Origin of the sequence: Pseudomonas sp. BNK-44-b (genome assembly GCF_047456245.1) — a bacterium.
Taxonomy (GTDB): domain Bacteria; phylum Pseudomonadota; class Gammaproteobacteria; order Pseudomonadales; family Pseudomonadaceae; genus Aquipseudomonas; species Aquipseudomonas machongensis.
Genome location: NZ_CP179908.1, coordinates 5274580 through 5296365 on the forward strand (window position 1 = coordinate 5274580; position 21786 = coordinate 5296365).

Sequence of the window (21786 nt, forward strand, 5' to 3'; positions counted from 1 at the left end):
GGCATGAGCGAAAATCAAACGTACGACTCCTCCAGCATCAAGGTGCTGAAAGGGCTGGATGCCGTGCGCAAGCGTCCCGGCATGTACATTGGCGACACCGATGATGGTAGCGGCCTGCACCACATGGTCTTCGAAGTGGTCGACAACTCGATCGACGAAGCGCTCGCCGGTCATTGCGATGACATTACGGTCATCATCCATCCGGACGAATCCATCAGTGTTCGCGACAACGGTCGTGGCATTCCCGTCGACGTGCATAAAGAGGAAGGCGTTTCCGCCGCCGAGGTCATCATGACCGTACTGCACGCCGGCGGTAAGTTCGATGACAACTCCTACAAGGTTTCCGGCGGTCTGCACGGTGTAGGTGTTTCGGTGGTGAACGCCCTCTCCGAGAAGCTGGTCCTGACCGTTCGCCGTAGCGGAAAGATCTGGGAACAGACCTACGTCCACGGTGTGCCGCAAGCTCCGATGGCAGTGGTCGGCGAAAGCGAAACCACCGGTACCCACATCCACTTCAAGCCTTCGGCGGAGACCTTCAAGAATATTCACTTCAGCTGGGACATCCTGGCCAAGCGAATTCGTGAGCTGTCTTTCCTCAACTCGGGCGTTGGTATCCTGCTGAAGGACGAGCGCTCCGGCAAGGAAGAGTTCTTCAAGTACGAAGGTGGTTTGCGCGCATTCGTCGAGTACCTGAACACCAACAAGACCCCGGTGAACTCCCAGGTCTTCCACTTCAACGTCCAACGTGACGATGGCGTGGGTGTCGAAGTTGCCCTGCAATGGAACGACAGCTTCAACGAAAACCTGCTGTGCTTCACCAACAACATTCCGCAGCGCGACGGCGGTACTCACTTGGTGGGCTTCCGTTCCTCGCTGACCCGCAGCCTGAACAGCTACATCGAGCAGGAAGGCCTGGCCAAGAAGAACAAGGTCGCGACCACAGGTGACGATGCCCGTGAAGGCCTGACCGCGATCATCTCGGTGAAGGTGCCGGATCCGAAGTTCAGCTCGCAGACCAAGGACAAGCTGGTTTCCTCGGAGGTGAAGACCGCCGTGGAGCAGGAGATGAACAAGTACTTCGCCGACTTCCTGTTGGAAAACCCCAACGAAGCCAAGGCGGTCGTTGGCAAGATGATTGACGCGGCGCGTGCCCGTGAAGCAGCGCGCAAGGCGCGGGAAATGACCCGCCGCAAAGGTGCGCTGGATATCGCTGGTCTGCCGGGCAAGCTTGCCGACTGCCAGGAAAAGGACCCTGCCCTGTCCGAACTGTACCTGGTGGAGGGTGACTCCGCAGGTGGTTCGGCCAAGCAAGGTCGTAACCGCCGCACCCAGGCAATCCTGCCGTTGAAGGGCAAGATCCTCAACGTCGAGAAGGCCCGCTTCGACAAGATGATCTCGTCTCAGGAAGTTGGCACGCTGATTACCGCCTTGGGCTGCGGCATTGGCCGTGAAGAGTACAACATCGACAAGCTGCGCTATCACAACATCATCATCATGACCGATGCTGACGTTGACGGTTCGCACATCCGTACCCTGCTGTTGACCTTCTTCTTCCGTCAGTTGCCGGAGCTGGTCGAGCGCGGTTACATCTACATTGCCCAGCCACCGCTGTACAAGGTGAAGAAAGGCAAGCAGGAGCAGTACATCAAGGACGACGAGGCCATGGAAGAATACATGACCCAGTCGGCCCTGGAAGATGCCAGCCTGCACCTGGACGAATCGGCGCCAGCCGTTTCGGGTGTTCAACTCGAGGCACTGGTCAATGAGTTCCGCGGAGTGATGAAGACGCTCAAGCGTCTGTCGCGCCTGTACCCGGAAGAGCTGACCGAGCACTTCATCTACCTGCCGGAAGTCACTCAGGCGCAGTTGGCCGATCACGCGACCATGCAAGCCTGGTTGGGCAAATTCCAGGAGCGCCTGAACAACAGCCAGAAGTCCGGTCTGACCTACCAGGCCAGCCTGCGCGAAGACAAGGAACGCAACATCTGGCTGCCGGAAGTCGAAGTTACTTCCCACGGCCTGGCCAGCTACGTGACCTTCAACCGCGAGTTCTTCGGCAGCAACGACTATCGTTCGGTAGTCGTGCTGGGCGCCAGGTTGGCGACTTTGCTTGGCGAGGGTGCCTATGTTCAGCGTGGTGAGCGTCGCAAGGCAGTCACCGAGTTCAAAGAGGCCCTCGATTGGCTGATGAACGAAACCACCAAGCGCCACTCCATCCAGCGATACAAAGGGCTGGGTGAGATGAACCCGGATCAGCTGTGGGAAACCACCATGGACCCGACCGTGCGCCGCATGCTCAAGGTCACCATCGAGGATGCGATCGCAGCCGACCAGCTGTTCAACACCTTGATGGGTGACGCGGTGGAACCTCGTCGTGACTTCATCGAAAGCAACGCGTTGTCGGTGTCCAACCTGGACTTCTGATTACGCGCTTCAGCTACGAAAAAGCCAAGGCCTGTCGCCTTGGCTTTTTCGTTTTCAGAGGCGCGAAACACAAATGTTCCACGTGAAACACTGTTAAAACGGCGTCAGGCTTCAAGGTCCTTGAGCCTTCGGTACAAGGTGCGTTCACTCATCCCCAGCTGTTTGGCCAGCTCGCGGCGCGACCCCTGAAAGCTGTCCAGCGCTTGTGCCAGCGTCCTCAATTCATGCAACTCGCGTGACTGATGTCTTGCCGGTGAATCAGCCCCAGTGTCTTCGAGCAGATGCTCACTGCGAATCAAACCATCATCGGTGAACAACCAGGCCCGCTCCAGCATGTTACGCAGCTCACGAATATTTCCCGGAAACGGATGCAGGTTGAGGCGCTCGAGTGCTTCATGGCTGATTCGAGGTGCGCCGTTGCCCGCGATGCGCTGCAACAGACTCTCAATCAGCAGCGGCAAGTCTTCGACACGCTCACGCAGTGCCGGCAGACGAATCGGAAATCCGCTGATGCGGTAATACAGGTCTTCACGGAAGGCGCCCTGCGCGACCATTGCCTTGAGCGGCTTGTGTGTCGCCGACACCAGGCGGAAATCCGAGTGTACGGTGCGCAGGCTGCCCACCGGGCGAAAACTACCGGTCTCGATCAAGCGCAGCAGTTTGACCTGCATGGCCAGCGGCACTTCACCGATCTCGTCCAGGAACAGGGTGCCGCCATGCGCCGCCTCGGCCAGACCGACCTTGCGCTGGGTCGCGCCGGTGAACGCGCCTTTCTCGTAACCAAACAGCTCACTCTCGAACAGTGACTCGGTGAGACCGGTGCAATCGACGACCACCAGCGGGCCGTTGGCGCGTGGGCTACCCAGGTGCAGAGCGCGGGCGAACAGCTCCTTGCCCGTTCCTGACTCACCTTGGAGCAGCACCGGAATTTGAGCCGGAGCAGCCCGTCGAAGGCTGGCGAGTGCTGACTTGAACGCCGGAGACTGCCCGACCAGGCCCTGCTGCTGAGGTTGTGCGGAGGCCAGGGTGATGCTGGTCAGCCGTTCGACGAATGCCACCACCCTGCCCTGTTCGTCGAGGATCGGGCGCAGTTCGACGTCCACATGCTCCGGCCCGCGCGGGGTGTGATGAATGTGCAGCACGCGCTCCGGAACCTTGCTGTCCCATGCCTTGCGCAATGGACAATGCTCCCCCGCCTGATCGCAGGGCACGGCGTAATGGTGCGAAACCCTGTGGCACTTCTCCCCCAGGGGGGCGCGATCCTGTGTGGCGAACTGGCGTCGATACGCCGCGTTGGCTGCAAGAATGTTGTAGTCGGTATCGAGCACGATGGCGGGCAGCGCATCGTGTTCGAGGTAGGACACCAGCGCGAGGATGGCAGGATGGTTTGCAGCGGAAAGCTCGGACATGGGGGCACCGGCAAAAACTACCCGGCGAGGTTAACAAGGACTGCCAATCACTGCCAGCAGCTGTCAGATGACTGCCAATCTTCCTGGCAGTCTTTAACTATTGTGTTGGTACAACGCCCGCAAATGCGGGACTTATCCGCCAGAAATGGCCTGGCATGCATCTTGATAAAGCGTATGTTCCTGCCGATGCCTCTGTTCAAGCTGCGGCAGCGTTATGGAGACTGTGATGATCATTGGCAACAACCTTCATGTGGAAGCCCTGTTCGACCCGGCGACTTCGACCATCAGCTACCTGCTCATGGACCGTGAAACACGGCACTGCGCATTGATCGACAGCGTGCTGGATTACGATCCGAAGTCAGGCCGTACCAGCCACGCATCTGCCGACAGGTTGATCTCACAGGTCGAGGCGTTGGGCGCCAAGGTGCAGTGGATTCTTGAAACCCACGTGCATGCGGACCACCTTTCGGCAGCGGCCTACCTCAAGCAACGGCTGGGCGGCCAGATTGCCATTGGCGCCCACATCACCCAGGTACAGAAAACCTTCGGTTCGCTGTTCAACGCCGAGCCTGGTTTTGCCCGTGACGGTAGCCAGTTCGACGTGTTGTTCGAGGATGAGGAAGGGTTTCGCATCGGCAACCTGCATGCCCGAGCCCTGCACACGCCGGGGCACACGCCCGCGTGCATGAGCTACATGATCGAGGATGCGGGCGAGACTGCCGTTTTTGTCGGCGACACACTGTTCATGCCTGACTACGGCACTGCCCGTTGCGATTTCCCCGGCGCCAGCGCTCGCACACTGTATCGCTCGATCCGTCGCTTGCTGGCCTTCCCTGACCAGACCCATTTGTTCATGTGCCATGACTACCTCCCCGGTGGCCGCGAACTGCGTTACGTGACCACGGTTGCAGAGCAGCGCGCCAGCAACATCCACATTCACCAGGGCATCAGTGAAGACAGCTTTGTCGAGATGCGCGAAGCCCGAGACAAGACCCTCGACATGCCCGTGCTGATCCTGCCGTCGGTGCAGGTCAACATGCGCAGCGGTCAGTTGCCAGAGCCGGAAGACAACGGCGTGCGCTACCTGAAGATCCCGCTGAACCTGTTCTGAGCCATTCGGCTCTCTGTGACCAATATTCAAAGGAAATACCATGTCTGCCTTGCTGTCCCCTGCCGTTGCGCCCGGTACCGAACACCACAAGGTGTTGATCGTGGGCGCCGGAGCCGCCGGTATCGCAACGGCGTCGAGCCTGATCAAACGCGATCCGTCGCTGGACATCGCCCTGATCGATCCTTCAGAGGTTCATTACTACCAGCCTGGCTGGACCATGGTGGGGGCCGGTGTGTTCGCTGCGTCGTCCACCGCTCGAACCACGGCGGCAACCCTGCCACGGGGTGTGCAGTGGATAAAGGCACGCGTGGTGGGCTTCGATCCACAGGCGCAAACGGTCATGCTGGAGGATGGGCGAGCCGTCAGTTACGAACAATTGGTGGTCTGCCCTGGCCTCAAACTCGACTGGGCGGCCATCGACGGCCTGGAGGAGACCCTTGGGCGCAACGGTGTGACTTCCAACTACCGCTATGACCTGGCCCCCTACACCTGGGAGCTGGTGCAGACGCTCAAGCAGGGCCGCGCACTGTTCAGCCAACCGCCGATGCCGATCAAGTGTGCCGGTGCCCCACAGAAGGCCTTGTACCTGTCCTGTGATCACTGGCTGCGCGCGGGCCGGCTGGGCGCCATCAAGCCCGCGTTCTTCAACGCCGGAGCCGTGCTGTTCGGTGTTGCCGACTACGTGCCGGCACTGATGAGCTACATCGACAAGTACGGTGTCGACCTCAACTACGGCCAGCGCCTGGTGGCGGTCGATGGCCCGAATCAACTGGCGACCTTCGTGCGAACCCTCGCCGACGGCAGCAGCGAAACGTGTACCGAAGCGTTCGACATGCTGCACGTGGTGCCGCCTCAGGTCGCCCCGGATTTCATCCGGCAAAGCCCATTGGCTGATGCTTCCGGATGGGTGGATGTCGATCCGCACAGCTTGCGTCACCGCCAGTTCGCCAACATTCATGCCCTGGGTGACGTGATCAACACCAGCAATGCAAAGACCGCAGCGGCCGCACGCAAGCAGGCACCGGTGGTGGCCAATAATGTGCTGGTGGCGCTTGGGCGCTTGCCGACACCGGTCGCCTACGACGGCTATGGCTCCTGCCCGTTGACCGTGGAACGCGGCAAGATCGTGCTGGCCGAGTTCACCTATGGCGGCAAGCTGGCACCGAGTTTTCCACGTTGGTTGCTCGATGGACGCAAGCCTACACGCTTGGCCTGGCTGCTCAAGGCACGGGTGCTCCCGCCGCTTTACTGGCAGGCGATGCTCAAGGGCCGGGAATGGTTGGCCCGGCCTCAGCCGTTAGCCGCTGAGACGTCGAAGTGATCGAGCATCAGTTTCTCGGCGCCGGGTTGGGCGCGATCATTGGTGCTGTGCTGGCACTGACCGGTGCAGGAGGCGGGATTCTCGCGGTGCCGCTTCTGGTCTTCGGCCTGGGGCTGTCGATGGTCGAGGCGGCGCCGATCGGTTTGCTGGCGGTCGGCCTGGCGGCTGCCGTGGGCGCCGGGTTGGGCCTGCGGCAAGGGCTGGTGCGTTATCGCGCAGCGTTGTTCATTGCGGCAATCGGTATCGTCTGTGCGCCTTTCGGCCTGATGCTGGCGCACCGTTTACCGAATACACCGCTGGCGTTGGTCTTCGCCTGCGTGCTGATGTATGCCTGCCTGCGCATCTGGCGCAAGGCGGCGCGTGAGCTGCGCGGCGAATCGCCATGCGGTGAGCGACAGATCATGCCTTGCGTGCTCAACCCCTTGCAGGGTCGCCTGCGCTGGACCCTCCCCTGTGCCCGCGCCCTGGCGTTCACCGGCATGTTGTCCGGGCTGCTGTCCGGCCTACTGGGCGTCGGTGGCGGATTCGTCATCATCCCGGCCTTGAACCGCTATACCAATCTGGACATGAAAAGCATCGTTGCCACTTCGCTGGCGGTGATCGCGTTGGTGTCCACCGGCAGTGTGGTGAGTGCGAGCCTGGGCGGGGTGATGCACTGGCAGGTTGGTGCGCCGTTCGCCTTCGGCGCGGTGCTCGGGTTGCTGGCAACTCGCCCGCTGGCCGGCAAGTTGGCAGGGCCGCGTCTGCAGCAACTGTTCGTGGTGGTGGGGATCGGGGCTGCGCTCTCGCTGGCGGTCAAGGCGCTACTCGGCTAGCAACTCGTGCTGCTGTTCGGCACAGAGCTTGAGCAGGTAGTCCCAGACCACCCGCAGGCGTACCGACTTGTGCAGCTCGCGACGTGTGCAGATCCAGTAGCTGCGCTGGATGGTCTCGCTAGGCAGCACGCGCACCAGGCCTGGGTCGTGGCGACCCATGTAGTTGGGCAGCACGGCGATGCCCAGGCCGGCGCGCGCGGCCTGCTGCTGGGCGATCACGCTGGTGCTGCGGAATATCACGTTTGGCGCGCGGCAGAAGCTGTTGAGGAACAACAGCTCCTGGCTGAAGATCAGGTCGTCCACGTAACCGATCCAATTGTGCCGGGCCAGGTCGTCACGGTTGCGCAGCGGCGGTGCTCGGTCGAGATAGTCCTGGCTGGCGTAGAGGGCCAGGCGGTAGTCGGTGAGCTTGCGGGTGATCAGCAGGTCGGCATTGGGGCGTTCCAGGTGAATGCTGATTTCGGCTTCGCGGTTGAGAATGCTGACGAAGCGCGGCACCGCCACCAGTTCGACTTCAAGCCCCGGATAGCGCTCGAACAGAGCCCGCAGGCGCGGGGTGAAGAACATGATGCCGATGCCTTCGGTAACGCCCAGGCGTATCTTGCCCAGCGGCGTGATGGCCTGGGTGATTTCCTCCTGCGCCAGCAGGGCGACGTTTTCCATGGCCTCGGCGTGCTTGAGCAGTGCCTGGCCCGAGGGGGTGAGCTCGTACCCTTGGGCATGCTGGACGAACAGCGCGGTGCCCAGGCTTTTTTCGATATTCTCGATATGGCGGGCAACGGTGCTGTGGGTGGTATTGAGGCGCTTGGCCGCTGTGAGCAGGCGGCCGCTGCGCTGCAACTCGAGGAAAAACCGCAGATCGTTCCAGTCGAACATGCTGATCCTTTCGGTTGTTCTGGCGGCCTGTTCGCGGGCAAGCCCGTTCCCACAGGCGGCGGATAAAGACTTATCGTTGTGAAAAAACGCACAACGGCTGCGCAAAATCTCGTGTTTCCACCGCGAAATTAATCAATAAGATGGGTAGGGACAAGAATAATAATCAGGCGCGAGGTTGCACATGCCATCTGCCGATTCTGTCTTCGACTACGTGATCGTAGGGGCCGGTCCCGCCGGATGCCTGCTGGCCAATCGATTGTCTGCAGACCCTGCCTGCCGCGTCCTGCTGCTCGAGGCAGGCGGACGCGACAACTACCCGTGGATTCACGTCCCCGTCGGTTACCTCTACTGCATTGGCAATCCCCGCACCGACTGGTGCTTCAAGACCGAAGCCCAGCCTGGGCTGGACGGTCGCAGCCTCGGCTATCCGCGAGGGAAGGTGCTGGGCGGTTGTTCCTCCATCAACGGCATGATCTACATGCGTGGCCAGGCTGCGGACTATGACCGCTGGGCCGAGCAAGGCAACGACGGCTGGAGCTGGAACGATGTACTGCCGTTGTTCAAGGCCAGTGAAAGCCACTTCGCTGGCGCCAGCGAGAGCCATGGTGCCGACGGCGAATGGCGGGTCGAGCAGCAGCGCTACAGCTGGCCGATCCTCGACGCCTTCCGCGATGCCGCCGAACAGAGCGGTATCGGCAAGGTCGGTGACTTCAATACCGGCGACAACCAAGGCTGTGGATACTTTCAGGTCAACCAGCGCAGTGGTGTGCGCTGGAATGCCTCGAAGGCTTTCTTGCGGCCCGTCCAGTCTCGCCCGAACCTCACTGTGCTCACCGATGTTCAGGTTGACCAGGTCGTGCTCGACCACGCCCGCGCCACTGCTGTGAAGGCACGCTGGCAAGGGGCCTGGCATGAGTTTCGTGCCCGGCGCGAGATCGTCCTGTGCGCAGGCTCCGTCGGTTCGCCTGGCATCCTGCAGCGTTCGGGCATCGGCCCGCGCAAGCTGCTCGAAGACCTGGGGATAACGGTGCGTCACGAATTGCCAGGCGTGGGCGGAAACTTGCAGGACCACCTGCAATTGCGCCTGATTTACCAGATCCAGAACACCCGCACGCTCAACCAGATGGCCAACAGTCTGTGGGGCAAGCTGGGCATGGGCCTGCGCTATCTCTACGACCGCAGCGGGCCGCTGGCCATGGCGCCGAGCCAGTTGGGCGCATTCGTGCGCTCAAGCCCGGAGCAGGCCACCGCCAACCTGCAGTATCACGTGCAGCCGTTGTCGCTCGAGCGTTTCGGCGAGCCGTTGCACCGCTTCCCTGCCTTCACGGCTTCGGTGTGCAACCTGCGCCCAGCCAGCCGCGGGCGTATCGACATCCGCTCGGCAGACATGAATGCAGCGCCGCTGATCGACCCCAACTACCTCAGCGACCCACAGGACCTGCAGGTCGCCGCCGATGCGATTCGCATCACCCGACGCATCGTCCAGGCCCCTGCCCTGGCCGCGTTCGAACCCAAGGAATACCTGCCGGGTCCTTCGCTGCAGACCGAGCAACAACTGCACGAGGCCGCCGGCAAGATCGGCACCACCATCTTCCACCCGGTCGGCACTTGCCGCATGGGCAATGGGCCGCTGGACGTTGTGGATAACCAGCTGCGCGTCCATGGCATACCTGGCCTGCGCATCGCCGATGCCTCGATCATGCCGCAGATCGTCTCCGGCAATACCTGTTCACCCACATTGATGATCGCCGAGAAGGCGGCACTACTGATTCTCAAGGGGGCCCCAAGCCACAGCAACCTCAGCGACACCAGCGCGATACCGACGCCCTGACCGGGTGCGTGCAACACCGGCAGCTTGCGGTCGATGGCTGCCGACAGTGGAACAAGAAAAATAATCACTGTGGCCTGCGGGCCGAGGACAGCAACGATGTCGGATTACATCCAAGAGCAGGGCGCGGCAGCCACCAGCGGCAGCCGGCGTGAGGAACGCAAGATCATTTTCGCGTCATCCCTCGGGACGGTGTTCGAGTGGTATGACTTCTTTCTCTATGGCGCGCTGGCGGCGGTGATCAGCAAGCAGTTCTTTGCCGGGGTCAACGACACCACCGCTTTCATCTTTGCCTTGATGGCCTTTGCCGCAGGCTTCCTCGTGCGGCCTTTCGGTGCCTTGGTATTCGGGCGCCTGGGCGACATGATCGGGCGCAAGTACACCTTCCTGGTGACCATCGTGCTGATGGGCCTGTCGACCTTCGCGGTCGGCCTGTTGCCTACCTACGCCAGCATCGGCATCGCCGCACCGATCATCCTGGTGATCCTGCGCATGCTCCAGGGCCTGGCCCTGGGCGGCGAATACGGTGGTGCGGCCACTTACGTGGCCGAGCATGCCCCGCCTGGCAAGCGCGGGTTCCACACCGGCTTCATCCAGTCCACTGCCACCCTCGGCTTGCTGCTGTCACTGATTGTTGTGCTGGGCAGCCGTTACATTAGTGGCGACCAGTTCGAGACCTGGGGCTGGCGCCTGCCGTTCCTGCTGTCGATCGTGCTGCTGGGTATCTCCACCTGGATTCGCATGAGCATGCACGAGTCGCCAGCCTTCGTGAAAATGAAGGCCCAGGGCAAGATCAGCAAGTCGCCGATCCGCGAGTCGTTCACCTCCTGGCCCAACCTCAAGGTGGTGCTCACCGCCCTGTTCAGCATCAACGCCGGCCAGGCCGTGACCTTCTACACCGCACAGTTCTACGTGCTGTTCTTCATGACCCAGATGCTCAAGATGGACCCGGCCCAGGCCAATACCCTGCTGATCATCAGCGTGGTGATCGGTGCGCCGTTCTTCGTGTTCTTTGGTTGGCTGTCGGATCGTGTGGGACGCAAGCCGATCCTGATGATCGGCCTGCTGCTGGCGACCGTGTGCTACTTCCCGATGTTCAAGGCGCTCAGCCACTACGCCAATCCGCAGATCGACGCCGCCAGCCGGCAGTCGCCGATCGTGGTCAGTGCCGACCCGCAAGGCTGCACCTTCCAGTTCGACCCGGTGGGCAAGGCACGCTTCGACAGCCCCTGCGACAAGGTCAAGACGTTCCTGGTCAAGCAGGGCCTGCCCTACAGCTCGGTTGCTGCAACGGGCAGCGATGTTTCGGTGAGCATTGGCGACAAGACCATCAACGGCTTCGATGAAGTCGCGATGCGCACGGCTATCGAGCAGGCGGGCTATCCAGCCAAGGCAGACCCTGCCCATGTGAACCAGGTGATGGTGGTGGTGCTGATCGTGGCGATGATCCTGATCGCGACCATGACCTACGGACCACTGGCAGCGGTAATGGTCGAGCTGTTCCCCACACGCATCCGCTACACCTCGATGTCGCTGCCCTATCACATCGGCAACGGCTGGTTCGGTGGCTTCCTGCCGACGGTGTCGTTCGCGCTGGTGGTGTACACCGGGGATATCTTCTATGGGCTGTGGTACCCGGTATTTATCACCGGCATCAGCCTGGTGGTGGGGATCTTCTGCCTTAAAGAGACCAAGGATGTGGACATCGACAAGGTGTAGCAGCGGGTTGACCCGCGACGCAGACACCTCCGTTGCCCAGGCATGAAAAAACCGGCGTAAAAGCCGGTTTTTTTATGCCTCGAAAAAACTTATGCACGATTTTCGAAAAAACGTCATACAGAGAAATAAATAGCTAATTCAATAGCTTATCTACGATCCGAAAGCATTAATCCAAAAATTGCTAACACCTTATCCACAGATCGTCAGGCGATTGGCTCGGTGACGTTTTCTTCTGCTGGTGGCAAAGATCCCATGGCCCGCTGCGTCGCTTCGTTCCACGCCTGAGCGCGATCGTTGAGTTCGGCGATGGCACGTGGCCCGGTGCCGTTGGCATACATCGGCTCGCCAATCACCACCTCGATGGTGCCCGAACGCTTGCCCCAGCCCGCTTTTGGCCAGAACTTGCCTGCGTTGTGGGCGATCGGCAGCACCGGCAGGCCGGCGTTCACCGCCAGGGCGGTACCGCCGCGGGAGAACTTGCCGACCTGACCATAGGGCACGCGGGTACCCTCGGGGAAAATCAGCACCCAGACGCCCTGCTTGAGCAGTTCGTCGCCCTTGCTCGCCACGTGGCGCAGGGCTTCCTTGGGGTTGTTGCGGTCGATGGCAATCGGCCGCAGCATCGCCATTGCCCAGCCGAAGAACGGCACGTACAACAGCTCACGCTTGAGCACCTGGCTCAGTGGCGAGAAGTACGCCGAGAGGAAGAAAGTCTCCCAGGTGCTCTGGTGGTTGGACAGGATCACGCAGGGCTCTTTGGGCACGTTCTCGGCGCCGGTGATCTTGTAGTCAATGCCCAGGATGGTGCGGCTCAGGAACACCGCGCAGCGGCACCAGTACACGTTGATGAATTTGTAGCGCTTGGGAAATGGCAGGAAAGGCGCGACAAAGAAGCTCAGTGAGCACCACAGCAGCGAACTGGTGCCCAACAGCAGGTAAAAAAGAAAGATTCTGATCGCCTGCAGGATCGACATAGTGGCATGTACCGTTGCGGGGCGCGCCCGCCTGAGGAAGTGCGCCAAACAGGCGCACTCTTTAAATAAGTTCTCTGGCGATGGCTGCCAGATCGTCGAAAATCAAGGTTTTTTCAGGGATGCCCGTTTTAAGGGTCTTCTCCCCCTTACCGGTTTTCACCAGCACGGGTTGTGCTCCGACGGCCAGGGCGGCCTCCAGGTCACCTGTGCTGTCGCCGACGAACCATACACCGCGCAGGTCGACTTGGTAATACTCGGCGATTGCCCGCAGCATACCGGGCTTGGGCTTGCGGCACTCGCAGCCTTCGTCCGGGCCATGCGGGCAATAGACGATATGCCCGACCTCGCCACCCTGCTCGGCGACCAGCTCGCGCAGACGCGCGTGCATGGCTTCGAGCGTGGACAGGGGGTAGTAGCCGCGGGCAATGCCGGACTGGTTGGTGGCCACGGCCACCGTCCAGCCCGCCTTGCTCAACTGCGCAATGGCCTCGATCGAGCCGGGAATGGGGATCCACTCTTCCAGCGACTTGATGTAGGCGTCGGAGTCGTGATTGATCACTCCGTCTCGATCGAGAATCAGCAGTTTCAAGGCTTACCCCAGCAGCGAGATGTCGGCCACGCCCAGGAACAGACCGCGCAGGCGGCTGAGCAGGGCATAACGGTTGGCGCGTACCTTGGCGTCTTCGGCGTTCACCATGACTGCCTCGAAGAAGGCGTCGACCGGATCGCGCAGGGCTGCCAGGCGTGCCAGCGATTCGCTGTATTGGCGTGCGGCAGCCATTGGCTGCACGGCCTGGTCGGCCTGCTGGATCGCCGAGTACAGGGAGAACTCGTTGGCATTGTCGAAGTACTTCGGCTCGACCTGGTCGGCGATGGCGCCTTCGGCCTTGCTCAGCAGGTTCGAAACACGCTTGTTCACCGCCGCCAGGGCCTCGGCTTCCGGCAGCTTGCGGAAGGCCTGCACGGCCTGCACGCGCTGATCGAAGTCCAGGGCCGAAGCCGGCTTCAGGGCACGTACCGACAGGTAGGTGGCCACATCGACGCCTTCGTCTTCATAGCGTGCACGCAGGCGATCGAAGATGAACTCCAGCACCTGGTCAGCCAGGCCTGCAGCCTTGACCTTGGCGCCGTACTGCTTGACCGCGAACTCGACCGCAGAGGTCAGGTCCAGGTCCAGCTGCTTCTCGATCAGGATGCGCAGCACGCCGAGGGCGGCGCGGCGCAGTGCGTACGGGTCCTTGCTACCGGTCGGCAGCATGCCGATGCCGAAGATGCCGACCAGGGTGTCGAGCTTGTCGGCGATGGCCACGGCGGCGCCGGTGAGGGTTTCCGGCAACTCAGCGCCAGCACCGCGCGGCATGTACTGCTCGTTCAGTGCCAGGGCGACGTCTTGTGGCTCGCCATCGTTGACGGCGTAGTAGTAGCCAGCGATGCCCTGCATTTCAGGGAATTCGCCGACCATTTCGGTGGCCAGGTCGCATTTGGACAGCAGGCCGGCGCGGCCGGCGTTGGCTGCACTGCCGCCGATGAACGGGGCAATGTAGGCGGCCAGCCTGGAGACACGCTCGGCCTTGTCGAACACCGTACCCAGCTGGGCCTGGAACACCACGTTCTTCAGGCGTTCGTTGAAGGTTTCCAGAGGCTGCTTCTTGTCTTGCTTGAAGAAGAACTCGGCGTCGGTCAGGCGCGGACGCACGACCTTCTCGTTACCCTCGACGATCTGCTTCGGATCGAGGCTCTCGACGTTGGCCACGGTGATGAAGCGCGGCAGCAACTTGCCTTCGCTGTCGAGCAGGCAGAAGTACTTCTGGTTGTCCTGCATGGTGGTGATCAGGGCTTCCTGCGGCACTTCCAGGAAGCGCTCCTCGAACGAGCACACCAGCGGCACCGGCCATTCGACCAGCGCGGTCACTTCATCCAGCAGCGCCGGCGGCACGATGGCGCTGCCTTCCTGCTGCAGGGCCAGCTCTGCGGTGCGCTTGGCGATCAGCTCGCGGCGCTCGGCGAAGTCGGCCAGTACATGGGCCTTGCGCAGGTCTTCGACATAGTTGGCCGGGGTGGTGATCAGCACGTTTTCCGGGTGGTGGAAGCGGTGGCCGCGCGATTCGCGGCCGGCTTTCTGCGAGAGGATGGTGCAGTCGACGACCTGGTCGCCCAGCAACATCACCAGCCACTGGGTGGGGCGCACGAACTCTTCACGGCTCGCGGCCCAGCGCATGCGCTTGGGGATCGGCAGGTCGTTGAGCGAGTCCTCGACGATGGTTGGCAGCAGGCTGATGGTGGCCTTGCCCGGAATGTGCTGTGAGAAGCGCAGCTTGGCGCCGCTCTGGTCGATGTCCGACAGCTCCACGCCACACTTCTTGGCGAAGCCCAGTGCAGCCTGGGTCGGGTTGCCATCGGCGTCGAAGGCAGCCTGGCGGGGCGGGCCGTCGATGTTGATGCTGCGATCAGGCTGTTGCACGTCCAGTTGGCGGATCAGCACGGCCAGGCGACGCGGCGCGGCATAGACCGACTTGCCGGTGTAGTTCAGGCCAGCGGCCTGCAGGCCTTTCTCGATGCCGGCCAGGAATGCATCGCCCAGCGAGGCCAGGGCTTTGGGGGGCAGCTCTTCGGTGCCCAGTTCAACCAGGAAATCTTGCGCACTCATTGTGCAGCCTCCAGCTTGGCCAGTACTTCATCACGCAGTTCGGGGGTGGCCATCGGGAAGCCCAGGCGTGCGCGGGCTTGCAGATAGCTTTGCGCCACGTCGCGGGCCAGGGTGCGCACGCGCAGGATGTAGCGCTGGCGCTCGGTCACCGAGATGGCGCGGCGGGCGTCGAGCAGGTTGAAGGTGTGCGAAGCCTTCAGGACCATTTCGTAGGTCGGCAGCGGCAGGTCCAGCTTGATCAGGCGGTTGGCTTCGCTTTCGTAGAAGTCGAACAGCTCGAACAGTTTCTCGACGTTGGCGTGCTCGAAGTTGTAGGTCGACTGCTCCACTTCGTTCTGGTGGAACACATCGCCATAGGTGACCTTGCCGAACGGGCCGTCGGCCCAGACCAGGTCGTACACCGAATCGACACCCTGGATATACATGGCCAGACGCTCCAGGCCATAGGTGATCTCGCCGGTGACCGGGTAGCACTCGATACCGCCAACCTGCTGGAAGTAGGTGAACTGGGTCACTTCCATCCCGTTCAGCCAGATTTCCCAACCCAGGCCCCAGGCACCCAGGGTCGGCGATTCCCAGTTGTCTTCGACGAAGCGGATGTCGTGGACCAGCGGGTCCAGGCCGATGGCTTTCAGCGAGCCCAGGTACAGCTCCTGGAAGTTGGCCGGGTTCGGCTTGAGCACCACCTGGAACTGGTAGTAGTGCTGCAGGCGGTTGGGGTTTTCGCCATACCGTCCGTCGGCAGGGCGACGGCTAGGCTGCACGTAGGCAGCGTTCCAGGTCTCCGGGCCGACGGCGCGCAGGAAGGTGGCGGTGTGGAAAGTGCCGGCGCCTACTTCCATATCGTAGGGCTGAAGTACCACACAACCTTGCTCGGCCCAGTAGTTCTGCAGGGCGAGGATCAGGTCTTGGAAGGTACGCACGGCTGGCGTAGGCTGGCTCACGAAATTCACCTGTATCTGGGGATGCGGATGTAAAGAGCGGGAGTATAACCCGATTCGCCTCGCCCTCTACGTAATTGGAGCCTTATGCCACGCTGCTTTTGGTGTACCGACGATCCTTTGTATCAGGCCTACCATGACCAGGAATGGGGAACCCCACAGCGCGACCCGGCGTTGCTCTTCGAGATGCTTTTGCTCGAAGGGTTCCAGGCGGGCCTTTCGTGGATCACCGTGCTGAAGAAACGCGAGCGCTATCGCCAGGTGCTGCAAGGCTTCGACCCGGTGCAACTGGCCGAGATGAGCGACGAGCGCATAGAAGAGCTGATGCTCGATCCCGGCATCATCCGCAACCGCCTCAAGCTCAATGCCGTGCGCCGCAACGCGCGCGCCTGGCTGGCGCTGGAAAACCCCGGCGAGTGGCTGTGGTCGTTCGTCGGCGGCGAGCCGAAGATCAACCATTACCAGGGGCGCGCCGACATCCCGGCGATCACCGACGAAGCCAAGGCGATGAGCAAGGCCCTGCAGAAAAAGGGCTTCACCTTTGTCGGTCCGACCATTTGCTACGCCTTCATGCAGGCGACCGGCATGGTCATGGACCACACCACCGATTGCGATCGCTACGCCGCGCTGGTGCGTTGAGGCGTTACAATGCGCGCCTTGCAGAAATAAGGAATTGGCCTGTGGAAAAGTTCAAGGGCGCCCTAATGGTCGGGGTGCTGCGCCTGTTCGCCAAACTGCCCTGGGGCGCGGTGCAGCGCGTCGGTGCCGGTATCGGCTGGCTGATGTGGAAAATCCCCAACGGGTCGCGCAACGTGGTGCGGATCAACCTCGCCAAGTGCTTCCCCGAGATGAACCCTGCCGAGCGTGAGCAGTTGGTGGGGCGTGCGTTGAAGGATATCGGCAAGTCTTTCGTCGAAAGCGCCTGGGCCTGGATCCGCCCGCCTCAGCAGTCGCTGGAGCTGGTCAAGGAAGTGCACGGCCTGGAAGTGCTCGAGCAAGCCCTGGCCACTGGCAAAGGGGTGGTCGGCATCACCAGCCACCTGGGCAACTGGGAGGTGCTCAACCACTTCTATTGCAACCAGTGCAAGCCGATCATCTTCTACCGTCCGCCCAAGCTGAAGGCGGTGGATGACCTGCTGCGCGAGCAGCGCGTGCAGATGGGCAACCGCGTGGCGCCTTCGACCAAGGAAGGCATTCTCAGCGTGATCAAGGAAGTGCGTCGCGGCGGGCAGGTGGGCATTCCTGCCGACCCTGAGCCGGCCGAGTCGGCGGGAGTGTTCGTGCCCTTCCTCGGCACCCAGGCGCTGACCAGCAAGTTCGTGCCCAACATGCTCGCTGGCGGCAAGGCGGTGGGTGTGTTCCTGCATGCCCTGCGTCTGCCGGATGGCTCCGGCTTCAAGGTGTTCCTTGAGGCGGCGCCCGAAGAGATGTACAGCGCGGATGTGGCTGTGGCTGCGGCGGCCATGAGCCGTGTGGTCGAGCGCTATGTGCGCGAGTACCCGAGCCAGTACATGTGGAGCATGAAGCGCTTCAAGAAGCGCCCGGCCGGCGAGCCGCGCTGGTACTGAGTTATCCACACTCTGTAGGAGCGGGCTTGTCCCGCGATCGGGCGCGAAGCGGCCGCAACCTCGGCAACCGAGATTTTCCTGATAGATCTCGGCGTCTGGTTTTACGGCCGCTTCGCGCCCGATCGCGGGACAAGTCGCAGCGGCGAACCGCCGCTCCTACAAGGACCGCGGCGTCTGTCAGGCCTTGTTGAGTTTCTTCAGGAACACGGTCATTTCTTTCTCGGCCTGCTTGTCGCCATGCGTCTGCGCCGCGGCGATCCCCTCTTCCCAGGCCCTACGCGCCGCAGCGATGTCGCCTTCGAGCTGATACGCCTTGCCCAGCAGCTTCCACGCCGCCGAGTATTTCGGGTCCTGCTCGACACAGCAGGCCAGGTGCACCGCCGCTTCGGCGCCCTTGCCTTCATCCAGCCAGGCCTTGCCCAGGCCGAACCTCAGCAGCGGGTTATCCACACCCTTGGCCAGCATCTTTTCCAGCGATTCGCGCATGCCTTCTTCCCCTAGAAGAAACTCAAGCCGACGTGGAACAGCTTCTCCACATCGCGAATGTGCTTTTTATCCACAACGAACAGGATCACATGGTCACCTGCCTCGATCACGGTGTCGTCGTGGGCGATCAGCACCCCCTCGTCGCGGATGATCGCGCCGATGGTGGTGCCAGGTGGCAAGGCGATGTCTTCGATGGCCTTGCCGATCACCTTGCTCGATTTCGAATCGCCATGGGCGACTGCCTCGATGGCTTCCGCTGCACCGCGCCGCAGCGAGTGCACGCTGACGATATCGCCACGGCGCACATGGGCCAGCAGCGTGCCGATGGTCGCCAGCTGCGGGCTGATGGCGATGTCGATATCGCCGCCCTGCACCAGGTCGACGTAGGCCGGGTTGTTGATCAGCGTCATCACCTTGCGTGCGCCCAGGCGCTTGGCCAGCAGCGACGACATGATGTTGGCCTCGTCGTCGTTGGTCAGGGCCAGGAAGATATCGGCTTCGGCGATGTTTTCTTCGAGCATCAGGTCTTTGTCCGACGCGCTGCCCTGCAGCACCACGGTGCTTTCGAGGTTGTCCGAAAGATGCCGGCAGCGTGCCGGGCTCATCTCGATGATCTTCACCTGATAGCGGCTTTCGATGGCTTCGGCCAGACGCTCGCCGATCTGCCCGCCGCCGGCGATGACCACCCGCTTGTTGGTCTCGTCGATACGCCGCAGCTCGCCCATCACCGCACGGATATCCTTCTTCGCGGCGATGAAGAACACTTCGTCGTCAGCCTCGATCACTGTGTCGCCGTGGGGCTTGATCGGCCGGTCGCGGCGGAAGATCGCGGCCACGCGGGTATCGACATTGGGCATGTGCGCGCGGATCTGGCGCAGTTGCTGACCCACCAGCGGGCCGCCGTAGTAGGCCTTGACCGCCACCAATTGGGCTTTGCCCTCGGCGAAGTCGATCACCTGCAGGGCGCCGGGGTGTTCGATCAGGCGCTTGATGTAGTTGGTCACCACCTGCTCGGGGCTGATCAGCACGTCCACCGGAATGTGGTCGTTGTCGAACAGTTCCTCGCGGCTGAGGTAGGACGACTCGCGCACCCGGGCGATCTTGGTCGGGGTGTGGAACAGCGAATAGGCCACCTGGCAGGCGACCATGTTGGTCTCGTCGCTGTTGGTCACCGCCACCAGCATGTCGGCGTCATCGGCGCCGGCCTGGCGCAGTACCGTGGGCAGCGAGGCGCGGCCCTGCACGGTGCGGATGTCGAGGCGGTCGCCCAGGTCACGCAAGCGCTCGCCATCGGTGTCGACCACCGTGATGTCGTTGGCTTCGCTCGCCAGGTGTTCGGCCAGCGTACCGCCTACCTGGCCTGCGCCGAGGATGATGATCTTCATCCGCTACTCCCTACCTTTCGTTCTTATCCGCGCGAGGCGGCGATCTTGATCAGCTTGGCATAGTAGAAGCCGTCGTGGCCGCCTTCCTGGGCCAGTAGCTGGCGGCCGTGGGGCTGGCGCAGACCGGCCTCGGTTGCCAGGTCGAGCTCACGGGCACCGGGGGTGCGGGCGAGGAAGGCGTCGATCACGTCGGTGTTCTCGGTCGGCAGGCTCGAGCAGGTGGCATAGAGCAGCATGCCGCCGACTTCGAGTGTCGGCCACAGCGCATCGAGCAGCTCACCCTGCAGTGCGGCCAGGGCCGGGATGTCCTCGGCCTGACGGGTCAGCTTGATGTCCGGGTGGCGGCGGATCACGCCGGTCGCCGAGCATGGGGCGTCGAGCAGGATGCGCTGGAACGGCTTGCCGTCCCACCAACTGGCGGTATCGCGAGCATCACAGGCGATCAGCTCGGCATCGAGCTTCAGCCGGTCGAGGTTCTCGCGCACCCGCGCCAGGCGCTTGGCCTCCAGGTCGATGGCGACCATCTGCGCCAGGCCCGGCTCGGCTTCGAGCAGATGGCAGGTCTTGCCGCCAGGGGCGCAGCAGGCATCGAGCACGCGTTGGCCGGGGGCCAGTTCCAGCAGGTCGGCCGACAGCTGTGCGGCTTCGTCCTGCACGCTGATCCAGCCGTCGGCGAAGCCCGGCAGGCCGCGCACGTCGCAGGCCTCGGCCAGCACGATGCCGTCACGGCTGAACGGACAGGCGCTGGCGCCGATGCCAGCCTCGGCCAGCAGCGCCAGATACGCATCACGGCTGTGATGACGGCGGTTGACCCGCAGGATCATTGGCGGGTGGGCGTTGTTGGCGGCGCAGATGGCTTCCCATTGCTCCGGCCAGAACGCCTTGAGCGACTTCTGCAGCCAGCGCGGGTGGGCGGTGCGGACCACGGGGTCGCGCTCCATGCCGGTGAGCAGTTCCTCGCCCTCGCGTTGGGCGCGGCGCAGCACGGCGTTGAGCAGGCCCTTGGCCCAGGGCTTCTTGAGCTTGTCGGCGCAGCCGACGGTTTCGCCGATGGCGGCGTGTGCCGGAATACGTGTGTAGAACAGCTGGTACAGGCCGACCAGCAGCAGCGCCTGTACATCGGCGTCAGCGGCCTTGAACGGCTTTTGCAGCAGTTGTGCAGCAAGCAGGTCCAGGCGCGGCTGCCAGCGGGCGGTGCCAAAGGCCAGGTCCTGAGTCAGGCCGCGGTCGCGCTCCTCGACCTTGTCCAGTTGCGCGGGCAGCGAGCTGTTCAGCGAGGCCTTGCCGCTGAGGACGGCGGCCAGGGCGCGGGCGGCGGCCAGGCGTGGGTTCATTGGCCGAGCACCTTGCCGCTTGCGAACTTCTCGCGGCGGCTGTTGAACAGGTCGCTGAAGGCCAGGGCCTTGCCACCGGGCAGTTGCAGGCGGGTCAGGCTCAGGGCGCCGTCAGCGCAGGCGACCACCAGGCCGTCCTTGCTGGCACTGAGGATCTCGCCTGGCTCACCTTTGCCTGTGGACAAGTTCGCGCCCAGCACCTTCACGGTTTCGCCGTCGAGGGTGCTGTGGCATACCGGCCACGGGTTGAAGGCGCGGATCAGGCGTTCCAGCTCCACGGCCGGGCGGCTCCAGTCCAGACGCGCCTCATCCTTGTTCAGCTTGTGTGCATAGGTGGCCAGGGCGTCGTCCTGCACCTCGCCCTGCAGGCTGCCGTCGGCAAGGCCGGCGATGGCTTGCACCACGGCGCCAGGGCCCAGCTGGGCGAGGCGGTCGTGCAGGCTGCCGCCGGTGTCGTCGGCGCTGATCGGTGTGGTGACCTTGAGCAGCATGGGGCCGGTGTCCAGGCCCGCTTCCATGCGCATCACGGTTACGCCGCTCTCGGCATCACCGGCCTCGACGGCGCGCTGGATCGGCGCCGCACCGCGCCACCGTGGCAGCAGGGAGGCGTGGCTGTTGATGCAGCCAAGGCGCGGGATATCCAGCACCGCCTGCGGCAGGATCAGGCCGTAGGCGACCACCACCATCAGGTCCGGTTTCAGTGCGGCGAGTTCAGCCTGCGCGTCGGCATTGCGCAGGGTCTGTGGCTGGTACACCGGTATGTCATGGGCCAATGCGAGGGCTTTGACCGCGCTCGGCATGAGCTTCTGGCCCCGGCCGGCGGGACGGTCGGGCTGGGTGAAGACAGCCACGATTTCGTAAGGGCTGTCGAGCAGGGCCTTGAGGTGTTCGGCGGCAAACTCTGGGGTGCCTGCGAAGACGATGCGCATGGAGTTCTCGCTTCAAAAA

Annotated in this window: 18 protein-coding genes; 8 read left to right on the forward strand and 10 right to left on the reverse strand. The window is 62.7% G+C overall.

Going from position 1 to position 21786, the window contains the following annotated elements; translation table 11 throughout:
- Nucleotides 1–3 precede the first annotated feature (3 nt).
- Nucleotides 4–2424: a DNA topoisomerase (ATP-hydrolyzing) subunit B gene (gene gyrB / locus ACMGGG_RS23845; protein ID WP_414154534.1), complete on the forward strand. Its 2421-nt coding sequence runs from the start codon at nt 4–6 to the stop codon at nt 2422–2424.
- Nucleotides 2425–2528: 104 nt separating this feature from the next.
- On the opposite strand, the gene ACMGGG_RS23850 is transcribed toward gyrB, so the two are convergent.
- Nucleotides 2529–3833 carry a sigma-54 interaction domain-containing protein gene (locus tag ACMGGG_RS23850; RefSeq protein WP_112897028.1) on the reverse strand — a complete coding sequence of 435 codons (1305 nt, stop codon included), beginning with the start codon at nt 3831–3833 and terminating at the stop codon, nt 2529–2531.
- Nucleotides 3834–4059: 226 nt separating this feature from the next.
- On the opposite strand from ACMGGG_RS23850, the gene ACMGGG_RS23855 reads away from it, so the two are divergent.
- Genes ACMGGG_RS23855 through ACMGGG_RS23865 form a run of 3 tightly spaced genes read left to right on the forward strand, consistent with a single transcriptional unit; the run spans nt 4060 to nt 7080 of the window.
- Complete coding sequence (locus ACMGGG_RS23855) at nt 4060–4944, forward strand: MBL fold metallo-hydrolase (RefSeq protein WP_054893022.1); 885 nt, start codon at nt 4060–4062, stop codon at nt 4942–4944.
- Between the two features lie 40 nt (nt 4945–4984).
- Nucleotides 4985–6265, forward strand: coding sequence for an FAD/NAD(P)-binding oxidoreductase (locus tag ACMGGG_RS23860; protein ID WP_414154535.1), 1281 nt, complete (start codon nt 4985–4987; stop codon nt 6263–6265).
- A complete protein-coding gene (locus ACMGGG_RS23865) occupies nt 6262–7080 on the forward strand; it encodes a sulfite exporter TauE/SafE family protein (protein WP_063541922.1) in 819 nt (272 codons plus the stop codon). Before ACMGGG_RS23860 ends, ACMGGG_RS23865 begins: the two co-directional genes overlap by 4 nt.
- Here ACMGGG_RS23865 and ACMGGG_RS23870 read toward each other — a convergent pair.
- Nucleotides 7069–7956 (reverse strand): LysR family transcriptional regulator, encoded by an 888-nt coding sequence (locus ACMGGG_RS23870; RefSeq protein ID WP_414154536.1) that lies wholly within the window; start codon nt 7954–7956, stop codon nt 7069–7071. The genes ACMGGG_RS23865 and ACMGGG_RS23870 overlap by 12 nt on opposite strands.
- Nucleotides 7957–8137: 181 nt before the next feature.
- Between ACMGGG_RS23870 and ACMGGG_RS23875 the strand changes: the two genes are divergently transcribed.
- Together ACMGGG_RS23875 and ACMGGG_RS23880 are read left to right on the forward strand one after the other, a co-directional pair.
- Complete coding sequence (locus tag ACMGGG_RS23875) at nt 8138–9787, forward strand: GMC family oxidoreductase (protein ID WP_414154537.1); 1650 nt, start codon at nt 8138–8140, stop codon at nt 9785–9787.
- A 96-nt stretch (nt 9788–9883) separates the two neighbouring features.
- A complete protein-coding gene (locus ACMGGG_RS23880) occupies nt 9884–11503 on the forward strand; it encodes an MFS transporter (RefSeq protein ID WP_414154538.1) in 1620 nt (539 codons plus the stop codon).
- Between the two features lie 203 nt (nt 11504–11706).
- Here ACMGGG_RS23880 and ACMGGG_RS23885 read toward each other — a convergent pair whose 3' ends face one another.
- From ACMGGG_RS23885 to glyQ, 4 genes are all read right to left on the reverse strand, one after another.
- A complete protein-coding gene (locus ACMGGG_RS23885) occupies nt 11707–12477 on the reverse strand; it encodes a lysophospholipid acyltransferase family protein (protein ID WP_063541930.1) in 771 nt (256 codons plus the stop codon).
- Between the two features lie 61 nt (nt 12478–12538).
- Complete coding sequence (gene gmhB, locus ACMGGG_RS23890; RefSeq protein WP_414154539.1) at nt 12539–13066, reverse strand: D-glycero-beta-D-manno-heptose 1,7-bisphosphate 7-phosphatase; 528 nt, start codon at nt 13064–13066, stop codon at nt 12539–12541.
- Between the two features lie 3 nt (nt 13067–13069).
- A complete protein-coding gene (glyS, locus tag ACMGGG_RS23895; RefSeq protein WP_063541934.1) occupies nt 13070–15124 on the reverse strand; it encodes a glycine--tRNA ligase subunit beta in 2055 nt (684 codons plus the stop codon).
- Nucleotides 15121–16068: a glycine--tRNA ligase subunit alpha gene (gene glyQ, locus ACMGGG_RS23900; protein ID WP_025337182.1), complete on the reverse strand. Its 948-nt coding sequence runs from the start codon at nt 16066–16068 to the stop codon at nt 15121–15123. Before glyQ ends, glyS begins: the two co-directional genes overlap by 4 nt.
- Before the next feature lie 84 nt (nt 16069–16152).
- Here glyQ and ACMGGG_RS23905 point away from each other — a divergent pair, with 84 nt between their 5' ends.
- Complete coding sequence (locus ACMGGG_RS23905; protein WP_054893031.1) at nt 16153–16704, forward strand: DNA-3-methyladenine glycosylase I; 552 nt, start codon at nt 16153–16155, stop codon at nt 16702–16704.
- A 41-nt stretch (nt 16705–16745) separates the two neighbouring features.
- Complete coding sequence (locus ACMGGG_RS23910; RefSeq protein WP_054893032.1) at nt 16746–17633, forward strand: lysophospholipid acyltransferase; 888 nt, start codon at nt 16746–16748, stop codon at nt 17631–17633.
- Between the two features lie 177 nt (nt 17634–17810).
- On the opposite strand, the gene ACMGGG_RS23915 is transcribed toward ACMGGG_RS23910, so the two are convergent.
- From ACMGGG_RS23915 to fmt, 4 genes are read right to left on the reverse strand one after another with little or no spacing between them, the layout of a single operon-like run.
- Nucleotides 17811–18119 (reverse strand): tetratricopeptide repeat protein, encoded by a 309-nt coding sequence (locus tag ACMGGG_RS23915; protein ID WP_414154540.1) that lies wholly within the window; start codon nt 18117–18119, stop codon nt 17811–17813.
- Between the two features lie 11 nt (nt 18120–18130).
- On the reverse strand, nt 18131–19504 hold the full coding sequence (trkA, locus tag ACMGGG_RS23920; protein ID WP_054893034.1) for a Trk system potassium transporter TrkA: 1374 nt from the start codon (nt 19502–19504) through the stop codon (nt 18131–18133).
- Between the two features lie 23 nt (nt 19505–19527).
- On the reverse strand, nt 19528–20838 hold the full coding sequence (rsmB, locus tag ACMGGG_RS23925) for a 16S rRNA (cytosine(967)-C(5))-methyltransferase RsmB (protein WP_414154541.1): 1311 nt from the start codon (nt 20836–20838) through the stop codon (nt 19528–19530).
- Nucleotides 20835–21767, reverse strand: a complete 933-nt coding sequence (gene fmt / locus ACMGGG_RS23930; RefSeq protein WP_414154542.1) for a methionyl-tRNA formyltransferase — start codon at nt 21765–21767, stop codon at nt 20835–20837. Before fmt ends, rsmB begins: the two co-directional genes overlap by 4 nt.
- Between the last annotated feature and the right edge of the window lie 19 nt (nt 21768–21786).

Coding starts and splice junctions, on each gene's coding strand:
- gyrB (WP_414154534.1), top strand. CDS start 4: ATGAGCGAAAATCAAACGTACGACTCCTCCAGCATCAAGGTGCTGAAA.
- ACMGGG_RS23850 (WP_112897028.1), bottom strand. CDS start 3,833: ATGTCCGAGCTTTCCGCTGCAAACCATCCTGCCATCCTCGCGCTGGTG.
- ACMGGG_RS23855 (WP_054893022.1), top strand. CDS start 4,060: ATGATCATTGGCAACAACCTTCATGTGGAAGCCCTGTTCGACCCGGCG.
- ACMGGG_RS23860 (WP_414154535.1), top strand. CDS start 4,985: ATGTCTGCCTTGCTGTCCCCTGCCGTTGCGCCCGGTACCGAACACCAC.
- ACMGGG_RS23870 (WP_414154536.1), bottom strand. CDS start 7,956: ATGTTCGACTGGAACGATCTGCGGTTTTTCCTCGAGTTGCAGCGCAGC.
- ACMGGG_RS23875 (WP_414154537.1), top strand. CDS start 8,138: ATGCCATCTGCCGATTCTGTCTTCGACTACGTGATCGTAGGGGCCGGT.
- ACMGGG_RS23880 (WP_414154538.1), top strand. CDS start 9,884: ATGTCGGATTACATCCAAGAGCAGGGCGCGGCAGCCACCAGCGGCAGC.
- ACMGGG_RS23885 (WP_063541930.1), bottom strand. CDS start 12,477: ATGTCGATCCTGCAGGCGATCAGAATCTTTCTTTTTTACCTGCTGTTG.
- glyS (WP_063541934.1), bottom strand. CDS start 15,124: ATGAGTGCGCAAGATTTCCTGGTTGAACTGGGCACCGAAGAGCTGCCC.
- ACMGGG_RS23905 (WP_054893031.1), top strand. CDS start 16,153: ATGCCACGCTGCTTTTGGTGTACCGACGATCCTTTGTATCAGGCCTAC.
- ACMGGG_RS23915 (WP_414154540.1), bottom strand. CDS start 18,119: ATGCGCGAATCGCTGGAAAAGATGCTGGCCAAGGGTGTGGATAACCCG.
- trkA (WP_054893034.1), bottom strand. CDS start 19,504: ATGAAGATCATCATCCTCGGCGCAGGCCAGGTAGGCGGTACGCTGGCC.
- rsmB (WP_414154541.1), bottom strand. CDS start 20,838: ATGAACCCACGCCTGGCCGCCGCCCGCGCCCTGGCCGCCGTCCTCAGC.
- fmt (WP_414154542.1), bottom strand. CDS start 21,767: ATGCGCATCGTCTTCGCAGGCACCCCAGAGTTTGCCGCCGAACACCTC.